This is a genomic window from Metabacillus mangrovi (assembly GCF_009711125.1).
In the GTDB taxonomy this organism is placed as follows: domain Bacteria; phylum Bacillota; class Bacilli; order Bacillales; family Bacillaceae; genus Metabacillus_B; species Metabacillus_B mangrovi.
This window is the reverse complement of record NZ_WMIB01000034.1, coordinates 21182-31497: the sequence shown is the minus strand read 5'-3', so window position 1 is coordinate 31497 and position 10316 is coordinate 21182. Positions and strand designations below refer to the sequence as shown.

The following is a 10316-nucleotide window of genomic DNA, read 5'->3' as shown; positions in this document are numbered from 1 at the left end:
GTGGGAAAACAGCTTGATGCTTTAACTTAGTCTTTTTAAAAGCTCTTTTAACTTTGAGCTGTTGATTTCCCCTGCAGACGTTCATCCAGATATGGGCGATGCGCATCCTCTCCGGATTCCTGAGTAGAAACAAAAAACCCCCAAAATGCCGAAGGAGCATTCTGGGGGTGCATAGGATCATTTTCCTGCCTTTGATAAGGAATCCTTCGTAATGTTCCAATGGGATGCATTCCATAAAACAGTTCCGTTTTTAATCAGGAAAGCTTGGGGAGATTCGTGCTGCGTTTCAAGCTTTTCTGCAATGTAAGCGGAAAGTTCCCTTGATTCCTGAACGTGGAGAAAATAAGCGTTCACATTTTCATCTTCGGTGAATCGGGAAAACTGCTGAAATGCTTCTTTACTGATGGGACAGGTGAGACTGTGCTTTAAAAAGTAAAACGATCCTTCATTTTTCAACAGGTCTTCAAACTCTTGAATCTCTTTAATTTGCTGTTTCAACTTGCTTCCTCCTCTTTCACCGGCGGGCCGGCTTATAAAAAAATCGGCAGAAGGTTTTTCTGCCGATTTTAGTATGCTTAAAGTTTGCCTGGTGCTTCAGCCGCTGATTTGGATGCTTCTTTTTCTGCAAGTTCCTTTGTTCCCTGAAGCACCTGCTCCTGGGATTCAAAGGCTGCTGTGCGGGAAGAAACTGCCGCCTCTTCAGCCAGTTCATCGATTGCTGAAATTTCATCAGAAACCGGATCCTGTTCCGGTGCTTTGCTTCCTCCACGGATATCTTTTACTTTATCCAGAAGCTGAGTGGAATGGCTTGTAACGGACTGGGAAAGAGAAGCCGTTTTGTCCTTCGCTTTGTTGGCCCAGTCTGAGCTTTTGCTCAGGGCATCGCTTGTCAGTTTGTTCGTCTTTTCTGCAACCATGTTAGCCTGACTCCCAAGGTCCACACGTAAATCCTTGCCGGATTTCGGAGCGAGGAGAAGTGCCGCAGAAGCCCCGATGATTCCTCCGATTAGAGTTCCAATCATAAAATCTTTGCTATTGATTCCATCCTTGCTCATAGTGATTCCTCCCCGGGTTTTTGGTTTAGTTCATCGTCGATGTTTTTGTACGGTTCTTTCTGACTTTCCACTTCTGCCAGATATCCATGGCAGCATTGCTCCACTGCACAACTTGGGAAATCTGTTCCTTGTTCTTATCCAGACCGTTTGATACGGATGTGGATACGTTGCTCACTGAGCGGTTCAGCTGACTGATAGACTGGCCAACTCCCTGAACAGCGTTCACTACTGTGTTCAGTTTTTCGGATTTCTGCTGAATGTCATCGGCGAGCAAGTTTGTTTTATGTAGGAGTTCAGTTGTTTCTGTTGTGATTCCCTGAACTTGTTTCTCCAGCCCTGACATAGTACCTGCAACGTTATCTAATGTGGTCTGTACGGATTTCAAAGTTCTGGCTACAAAGATTACCAGCACTGTGAAGGCAATCGCGATCAATGCAATGCTTAAATACAAGATGATTTCCAAAGTAGGGCACCTCCTATGAATTTAATAAATATTTACCCGCCGCTTAACATTGTAAACATGTAAATCCCTTACTAATTAGCCAATTCTACATCGCTAACCTCAAATCCTCTGCCGGAAAAAAATTTTTCGTTTTTCTGATTTTTATGTAAAATGAAAAGGAATACATAAAGGGGGAAAAACAAATGAAAGATCCGCGCATACAAAAGCTGGCAGAAAATCTGATCCAGTATTCAGTGAAACTTGAAAAGGGCGAGAAAGTTCTAATTGAAAACTTCGGACTGCAAAGAGAGCTGGTTACGGCCCTCGTGAGTGAAGCATATAAGGCCGGCGGCTTTCCATTCGTCCTGCTGAAGGATCATCAGGTTGACCGGTCTCTTCTTATGAATGCTTCTGAGGACCATTATACTAAAATGGCGGAATACGAAGCAAATGTGATGAAGGATATGGATGCCTACATCGGAATCCGGTCCGGCAGCAACATCAGCGAACTGGCAGATGTGCCGGATAACCGAATGAAAGTGATGAGCGGGACCATCGGGAAAAAAGTACATACCCAGATCCGCGTACCGAAAACAAAGTGGGTCGTGCTCCGTTATCCGACTTCCTCGATGGCACAGCTGGCTAAAATGAGCACGGAAGCATTTGAGGATTTCTACTTTAACGTCTGCAACCTGGATTACAGCAAAATGGATCAGGCGATGGATGCTCTCGCCGGGCTGATGAACCGGACGGATAAAGTACGGATCACAGGGCCTGGCACCGATCTTTCTTTTTCGATTAAAGACATTCCGGCTGTAAAGTGTGCAGGACATCTGAATATTCCTGATGGAGAAGTTTATACGGCACCGGTCAGAGATTCTGTGAACGGTAAAATTTCATATAACACTCCTTCTCCCTATAATGGCTTTACTTTTGAAAATGTGGAGCTGACGTTTAAAAATGGCCGGATTGTTGAAGCATCGGCTAACGACAGTGACCGCATCAATCAGATTTTTGATACAGATGAAGGAGCCCGGTTTATCGGGGAATTCGCTATCGGAGTCAATCCGCACATCCAGCACCCGATGCAGGACATTCTGTTTGACGAGAAAATTGATGGAAGCTTCCACTTCACACCGGGTCAGGCCTATGATGATGCCTACAACGGCAATCACTCTGATATCCACTGGGATATGGTCATGATCCAGCGTCCTGAGTATGGCGGAGGGGAAATTTATTTTGATGATGTGCTGATCCGCAAAGATGGAAGGTTTGTCACAGCCGAACTGGAAGGACTGAACCCTGAGAATCTGAAATAACCGGAAAAAGGACTGGCTCTCTGAAGAATGACGTGTGCCGTCCCGCTAGCACAGAGAAAAACCGCATTCCTCCCGGAATGCGGTTTTGTTTTTACAGCAGTACTTCTTCATAAGCACGCTGATATTTTTGAATGTCGCCTGCTCCCATGAATACGAGTACCCCGTTTTCATGCTTTTTGAGCACATCCATCTCGGATTCCTCGATCAGCGAAGAGCGATCAATTTTGGCAATCAAGTCATTAATGCTCAGTTTTCCGGCATTTTCCCTGGCTGAGCCGAAAATGTCACATAAATAAACGCAATCTGCTTTGTTCAGACTATCCGCAAATTCATCCATAAAGGATTGTGTACGCGTGAAAGTATGCGGCTGGAAGACAGCGACCACTTCCCTGTCCGGATACTTTTGGCGTGCTGCCTCGATCGTCACACGGATTTCAGTTGGGTGGTGGGCATAATCATCGATCAGCACCTGGCTGCCGATCCGCTTTTCGTTAAAACGGCGCTTGACTCCTTCAAACGTAAGGAGCCTCTGCTGGATGATTTCTGCATCCACTTCTTCATAGTGGCATAAAGCAATAACAGAAAGAGCGTTTAGCACACTATGATCTCCGAAACCTGTAATCTTGAAGGAACTGTAGAATGTATTCCGGACAAATACATCAAAGCTTGTTCCATCCGTACTTTTCACGACATTTCTTGCCTGAAAGTCATTATGCTCTCCGAAGCCGTAGTAAACGACTGGAACTTTAGCCTGGATTTTTTGCAGGTTCTCGTCATCCCCGCATGCAATAATCCCTTTTTTCACTTGCAGCGCCATCTTCTGAAACGCATCAAACACATCTTCCAGACTTGAAAAATAATCCGGATGATCAAAGTCGATGTTGGTCATGATCGCATAATCCGGATAATAGGAAAGGAAATGTCTGCGGTACTCGCATGCTTCAAAAATAAAATACTTGCTGTCCGGCAAACCTTTCCCCGTTCCGTCACCGATGAGGAAAGAGGTTGGCTCCGCTCCCTGAATAACATGCGAAAGAAGACCGGTCGTGGAAGTTTTCCCGTGTACGCCGGTAATTCCGACACTCGTATAGCTATTCATGAAGTCGCCAAGGAAGCGGTGGTAGCGGATGACAGGCAAATCCAGTCTGAGTGCTTCCTCAATCTCCGGGTGAGTATCGGGAAAAGCATTTCCCGCTATAACCGTCAAACCGGGTTTAATGTTTTCTTTATCAAAAGAGAGCAGTTCAATCCCTCTGTCTTCAAGTGCTTTTTGTGTAAAAATGTCTTTGTCGATGTCAGAACCCTGAACCTTATATCCCATATCATGAAGAATCTGTGCAAGAGCACTCATTCCTGTTCCTTTAATTCCAACAAAATGATAAACAGTCATAATTGAACCTCCAGCAACGTCTATCTATATACTGCCCGGGCCGGGGGAGCGAATCAGACTCCGCCCGCTTTAAAGCAGTATATGATATTCATCTAAATTTGCAACCAGTCCTGCTTCCTGTAATCGTGCAGGACGGTATGGTGTAATCGTTCGATCCACACAGCTTGAGCAGACCTACCTACTATAAGCCTCTTTTCTGCCGGTGTCAATTTGATAATTCACACCGTTCAGCTTTCCTGCATGGTCATTAATTCTTCTTCAGAAATGAGGATATCCCTTGGGCGGCTTCCCTTCCCCTCGGATATGATGCCTTGTTCCTCCATCATATCGATAAGGCGGGCCGCACGGTTGTATCCGATTCTAAAACGGCGCTGGAGACTTGAGGTGGAGGCTCCGCTCTGGGAAACCACAAATTCACAGGCCTCCAGGAACAAGTCATCTTCTTCGGTTTGAAGGGAGGATTTCTGCAGAAACTCTTCCTGATTAAAAAGGTACACAGGATCCATTTGTTTTTTAACATGAGCCACAACCTGCTCAATCTCTTCATCGGAAACGAAATTCCCCTGAACCCTCAAATGCTTGGACGTACCGTTTTCGAGAAAAAGCATATCTCCTCTTCCTAGAAGCTTTTCCGCTCCGCCCGTATCCAGAATGGTTCTGGAATCCACCTGGGAGGACACAGAAAAAGCAATCCTTGTAGGGATATTCGCTTTGATCAGTCCCGTAATGACATCAACAGATGGTCTTTGCGTTGCTACAATCAGATGGATCCCGCATGCACGTGCTTTCTGGGCAATGCGGCAAATCGCTTCTTCCACTTCTCCGGGAGCTACCATCATCAGATCCGCAAGCTCATCGATGACAATGACCAGATAAGGCATGTGCTCTCCTGATTGATGTGTTTTCACCAGTTCGTTGTACCGGCTGATGTCGCGCACTCCTGAATGGGCGAAAAGCTCATAGCGCCTTTCCATTTCCTCAACCGCCCATTTCAGTGCTCCTGTAGCTGCCTTGGCATCTGTAATGACCGGGCTGACCAGATGGGGAATCCGGTTGTAAGGAGCAAGTTCCACCATTTTAGGGTCAATCAGCAGCATCTTTACTTCATGAGGCGCTGCTTTATACAGAAGACTGATTAAGATGGAATTGATGCATACGCTTTTTCCTGAACCTGTCGCTCCGGCTATCAAACCATGCGGCATCTTTTTCAGATCCGTCACAATCGGCTGTCCGGAGATATCCAGACCAAGCGCCGCAGTCAGCGGGGATGCCGTGTTCTTAAATTCGCCGGTGCGGATGATTTCTCTCAGGGATACAGTTTTGCTCTGCAGGTTCGGCACTTCAATTCCAATCGCATTTTTCCCCGGAATCGGAGCCTCAATCCGGATATCTTTAGCGGACAGACTCAGTTTAATATCATCAGACAGATTCGTGATTTTATTGACCTTCACACCCGGTTCAGGCTGTACTTCAAACCTTGTAACAGAAGGCCCTTGGGTGACATGTACAACCTTCGCACGCACATTGAAGTTATGAAGGGTACTGTCCAGCAGCTCACGCTGATGGGCAAGCCACTCCCGGTCATCAGAAACCTCTTTCTGAGGTATGCTCAGCAAGTGAAGCGGCGGGAAATGATACGCGCCCTCCTGGACTCGCTCCTTCACCCGGTTCCGGTCACGGTTCAGCATGAGTACGTTGTATGGCACGGCCCCGTTCTTTCTTTCCCCCCGGTCCCGCTGAACGGGCTGTGCAGGAACAGATTCTTCCTGAACAGGCTCGATCCTTTCAGGCAGTTCAGGTGAAGTCCCGGCAATCTGATCTTCCATTTGAGGAGCAGGCGTTTCCTGCGCTTCGTAAAAGCTGATTTCAACGGGCTTTTCTTCCGCAACAGGCTCAGCAAGAGATTCCCCAGTCAGTTCCCCGTAGGAGGATACCTCCTGCTCTTCGCGATACAGTTCCTGCGGAGATCGCGTTTCCTGACGCTCTTTATCCTGGACTTGTCCGCCTGCTTCAATTGCATGAAACTCAATAACAGATTCACGGGCCTGTGCAGACATGGTTTCTTCCTCGACCGTTACAGCAGAGAGGGGGCTGCGGTTAATACTGGATTCTTCTTCTGACGGATGAACTCCGGTTATACTGGATTCTTCTTCTGACAGATGATCTCCGTTTAGGCTGAATTTCTCTCCTGACGGATGACCCCCGCTCATGTCCAGCTGCAAACGGCTTCTTTCCACTCTGGTTTCATCTGGATCATCTGCGATCATGATTGGCTCTAATGGCGGCAGATCTTTTGCCGTGAGTTCCGGAACAATCACTTCCGGCTTTTCTTCATCATCTTGAGACTCCGGCGGATAATCCGGTATCGGGTTGGTTCCTTTTGAAAAAAACTCTTCTTTTTCCGCTGCGGCCTGTTTCTGTGCTGCATCAGCAGCTCTTCTCTTATAGAAGGATGAGCTGTGCATAGAGAGCTTCCGCAGGGTTTCCTCTTCATGTTTACGGGTTTCAGCTATTGTCTTCTCTCTGATTTTGTAAGGAAGAGATTCCATCTCCGACCGCTGGCGGAATCCATAAATCGGCGATGGGATGACAGTAGGCTGAAAAGGTTTTTTAGGCACGTGCTTTTGAGCCTCTGCCTGCTTAGGCTGTGAACCCGGCTTTCTTTCAGCCACAGGCTTTTTGCGGCTGCTTCGCTCTTCTTTTCTGCTTTCTGCCTGCTGTGGTGCGGCCGGTCTTTGCCTCTGGGGTCTTAATGCCCTCTGGCGTTCATCCGGTATAGCAGGAAAACGGAATTTCCCTTCCGGATACTGATACGCGATCTTCGCTTCCAGCTGGTGGGATGACTTTTTTATCCCTTCATTCGGCAGTTTGTTTGCCGGCTGTTTCTTTTTTTCCACCGGCATTTCATCTTCATCGTCTATTCGGACATATTCGACAACTTCAACAATTTCTTCCGTTTCACCGAACATAAATTGTTTAAATTTTGACATCCAGCTCAATTTTTATCACTCTTTCAAATTCATGTTGTAAGGCTTTCTCTTCCGGCTGCACCAGCGAATTCCGCTATGTATGAAAAAAGCCACTAGAGAAGGTTTCTAGTGACTTTTATCATATCATATTTTACGGGGAAATTATTGGTTTTGGGTGGGTTCACCCAAGGAGTTTATTGAAAAAAAGATTCTCCCGGCTTCCGGTTCTCCTCCAGTACGAGGATTCCCTTTTCCTGGGGAGCGTCCGGAAGATCCAGTTCTTTCGCAGAACAAATCATGCCGCTTGAGGCCACTCCTCTGAGCTCTGCATGCTTGATCATCATACCCCTTGGCATAACGGCGCCAACCTTTGCCACCACAACGTTCTGGCCGGCATCCACATTCGGGGCGCCGCAGACGATCTGAAGCACTTCCGTCCCTGTGTCCACTTTGCAGATGTTCAGCTTGTCGGCGTTCGGATGTTTTTCCTTGCTGAGGATATGGCCAACTACAAATTTCGGTGTAAAATCGACCTCCAGCACTTCATCAAATCCGTTTTTGCCGAGAGCTCCGTTGATGTCACGAACCGTATCTTCAGTTAGCTCAACAGGTCCGGCTGCATCGACCGGTATGTATTTGGAAGCATGAAACAGATTAAAGCCTGCGAGCTCTTCTGTCTGTGCGTCGTAAATTTTGACAGCATCCTGTCTGCGGTCGAAGGTCCGGTTTTCAAGTGGAATTTCTTTTATGAAAATCATAAGTGTATCTCCAACGCCCTCACGGTTATAAAAAACGTTCATTCTATTCTTCCTTTCCATCCTTCGGTAAATTCGGTCTGTTTTTGCCGAGAATAAAGACCGGCTCAAGCTCTCCCTCTTCATAAAGAAAAGATAAAGCAGTAATCGGCACTCTGCCGCTTGCAAAGAAGCTCATGGTCATTTGTGCCAGAATATCATACCCGGTTTCATTTTGAATGTCTGCAATAATCAGCACGTCCTGATGAGGCAGCGCCAAAGCCATTGTACCAGAAATTCTGGTTTTGAACGATTGCAGCAAACTTTCATTCAGTACCCTGCTCGCATCGTATCCATCATTGGCCCTTAAAAAGTAAAAGGTATTTCCGGCCACCTCATCTTCTTTAATAGACGGTGCAAGGCCACGGAGGTTAAAAAGGGCACTCTCTTTAATCCGCTGATGTGACCAGCCTTCTCTCTCCATCATGTTCCGGTCGATCAGCCGGTAGGTTTTCCCCATGTCCACCGCATAATAGATTCTGGTCTCTGCCGTGTGGCTGTCAAAAAGCAGCGGAATTTCCTCACTCGATTTTTCAGGGAAGGAGGTTGAACGGATGACGGGAAAGATGGATTTTTCCTTTCCTTCCAATCCGCCGCCTTTTTTCATAGCAAGAAGCGCCTCTTCTATATGGTAGACTACCTCATCAATCGCCTGATCTTTTTCTGTTTCATACCGGGCAGCAATCTCATTCAGCCCGATTGTCATGCCCTTGCCAATCGCCGGGTCTTCGACTCTCAGCGTTTCTTTTTCCCGGTCATATTGAAAAGTCCAGCCATGCTTTTTCAGCCTTTCCTCAATCAGCCGGGACAGTTTCATCGGCTTCATCCGAAGCGTCCCTCCCGTCAGATGCTATCGTTTTATCCCATTCAGAAATTCCTGAATTTCTTCTTTCGTTTTCCGGTCTTTGCTCACAAAGCGGCCGGTTTCTTCCCCCTTATGAAAAGCAACGAAGCTTGGGATGCCAAACACACTAAGGTCCGCACATAAATCGATAAACTCGTCCCGATCCACATAGTACAGATTCATCCAGTCATTTTCCTGTTCAAGTTCAGGTAGAAACGGATCGATGAACCGGCAGTCCGGGCACCAGTCTGCTGAAAACATTAATACAGTCAGCTCATTTTGAATCACTTCATTATATTGGTCCATTGATTTTAATTTTTCCATGATTACTCCTCCGAAATGTAAGATTCACATAGTTGCATCATACCAGAAAAAAGACGCTTAAATCCATCCGCAGTGATTACCGGATCGATTTAAGCACCTGAATCATCTCATCTGCCGCAGCCGGCACGTCTTTTTTCTGTGCATTGGCTGTCATTTTATTGCCGCCGTTTCCCGCCGTTACTTCATACAGCTCATCCTTCAGCTTAAAGACAAGCACATAGCCGAAGCCTCCATCATGTTCAAACGTCCGGTCCACAAGCCATTTACGGTATTCCCCATGCAGTGCCTCATAGGACGCTTTGCTGTCCTCCGGCTCATTACGGTTAATGAACAGCAGATGCTTCCGGTCATCCTTTGTTAAGATCACGTTATTCGGCTGCTTAGAGGAAACCTTATACCCCTCCGGAACAAAAAAGGAGCCGCTCTTTATTTCATCAGTCGGCTTCTTTGCTTTTGCCTCGAAGGCCTTCGCCGCCTTTGCCTCTGTCTGCTTAACCATTTCTTCTTCTGAAATCCCTCCGCAGCCGGCAGAAACCAGAATGAACAGGATCCCAATCAGTACACTCCATCTATACATAAACTTCCTCCTTGTCCTTCGCTTTTTACTACCATTCCCAATTACAGGATAAACTTTCTTAAATTCCGTTTTTGCCTGATTTCAGAAGGGTACTTTTTAAGATAAACGCAGAGGAGGAATAAAAATGAACCTGAACGTCTATTTGGCTGGAGAAATCCACAGCGACTGGAGAAAAGAACTGAAGGAAAAAGCAGAAAACCTGCCGGTGGTTTTTACAGGGCCGATGGAAAATCATGACCGCTCCGACGGAATTGGAGAAGAGGTGCACGGCGCCCAGCCTGATTCCATCTCGAAAGATGAAGCAGCTTCCCGCATCAACAACCTGCGCACTTCCCTTTTGCTGAAAAAATCAGATCTCGCCGTCGCTTTCTTCGGTGAATCATTCAAGCAATGGAACACAGCCATGGATGCAAGCGCGGCCATCGAAATGGGGAAACCCCTCATCCTCATCCGGCCGAAATCCCTGCACCACCCCCTGAAGGAGCTGTCCAGCAGAGCCAGCGTGACAGTTGAAAACATCAGTCAGGCTGTCCAGGTACTCAGTTATGTGTTTGAGGAGGAGTAAAAGAGGCGGGGAGGAGAAAGAGTGTTGGGTGAAAGGG

At 46.9% G+C, this 10316-nt stretch carries 10 protein-coding genes and 1 pseudogene; 2 read left to right on the top strand and 9 right to left on the bottom strand.

Going from position 1 to position 10316, the window contains the following annotated elements:
• Window positions 1-177: 177 nt before the first annotated feature.
• The 3 genes from ytxJ to GKZ89_RS19800 all read right to left on the bottom strand — a co-directional run bounded on the left by ytxJ (window position 178) and on the right by GKZ89_RS19800 (window position 1518).
• Complete coding sequence (gene ytxJ, locus GKZ89_RS19810) at window positions 178-498, bottom strand: bacillithiol system redox-active protein YtxJ (protein WP_155114140.1); 321 nt, start codon at window positions 496-498, stop codon at window positions 178-180.
• Between the two features lie 77 nt (window positions 499-575).
• A complete protein-coding gene (locus tag GKZ89_RS19805) occupies window positions 576-1055 on the bottom strand; it encodes a YtxH domain-containing protein (protein ID WP_155114139.1) in 480 nt (159 codons plus the stop codon).
• 25 nt (window positions 1056-1080) lie between these two features.
• Window positions 1081-1518 (bottom strand): DUF948 domain-containing protein, encoded by a 438-nt coding sequence (locus tag GKZ89_RS19800; RefSeq protein ID WP_155114138.1) that lies wholly within the window; start codon window positions 1516-1518, stop codon window positions 1081-1083.
• Window positions 1519-1700: 182 nt separating this feature from the next.
• Here GKZ89_RS19800 and GKZ89_RS19795 point away from each other — a divergent pair, with 182 nt between their 5' ends.
• Window positions 1701-2816: an aminopeptidase gene (locus tag GKZ89_RS19795; RefSeq protein ID WP_155114137.1), complete on the top strand. Its 1116-nt coding sequence runs from the start codon at window positions 1701-1703 to the stop codon at window positions 2814-2816.
• Between the two features lie 91 nt (window positions 2817-2907).
• On the opposite strand, the gene murC is transcribed toward GKZ89_RS19795, so the two are convergent.
• The 6 genes and pseudogenes from murC to GKZ89_RS19765 all read right to left on the bottom strand — a co-directional run bounded on the left by murC (window position 2908) and on the right by GKZ89_RS19765 (window position 9714).
• Window positions 2908-4206 (bottom strand): UDP-N-acetylmuramate--L-alanine ligase, encoded by a 1299-nt coding sequence (gene murC, locus GKZ89_RS19790; RefSeq protein WP_155114136.1) that lies wholly within the window; start codon window positions 4204-4206, stop codon window positions 2908-2910.
• A 227-nt stretch (window positions 4207-4433) separates the two neighbouring features.
• A pseudogene (locus tag GKZ89_RS21665) lies at window positions 4434-5918 on the bottom strand (DNA translocase FtsK); the annotation flags it as partial.
• 1451 nt (window positions 5919-7369) lie between these two features.
• The gene (gene ytpR, locus GKZ89_RS19780; RefSeq protein WP_155114134.1) at window positions 7370-7975 is read right to left on the bottom strand and encodes a YtpR family tRNA-binding protein; all 606 of its coding nucleotides are present in this window, start codon (window positions 7973-7975) and stop codon (window positions 7370-7372) included.
• 1 nt (window position 7976) lies between these two features.
• A complete protein-coding gene (locus GKZ89_RS19775) occupies window positions 7977-8795 on the bottom strand; it encodes a DUF1444 domain-containing protein (protein WP_155114133.1) in 819 nt (272 codons plus the stop codon).
• A 24-nt stretch (window positions 8796-8819) separates the two neighbouring features.
• The gene (locus tag GKZ89_RS19770) at window positions 8820-9137 is read right to left on the bottom strand and encodes a thioredoxin family protein (protein ID WP_155114132.1); all 318 of its coding nucleotides are present in this window, start codon (window positions 9135-9137) and stop codon (window positions 8820-8822) included.
• A 76-nt stretch (window positions 9138-9213) separates the two neighbouring features.
• Window positions 9214-9714, bottom strand: a complete 501-nt coding sequence (locus GKZ89_RS19765) for a hypothetical protein (RefSeq protein ID WP_155114131.1) — start codon at window positions 9712-9714, stop codon at window positions 9214-9216.
• A gap of 124 nt (window positions 9715-9838) precedes the next feature.
• On the opposite strand from GKZ89_RS19765, the gene GKZ89_RS19760 reads away from it, so the two are divergent.
• Window positions 9839-10279, top strand: a complete 441-nt coding sequence (locus GKZ89_RS19760; protein ID WP_155114130.1) for a YtoQ family protein — start codon at window positions 9839-9841, stop codon at window positions 10277-10279.
• Window positions 10280-10316 lie beyond the last annotated feature (37 nt).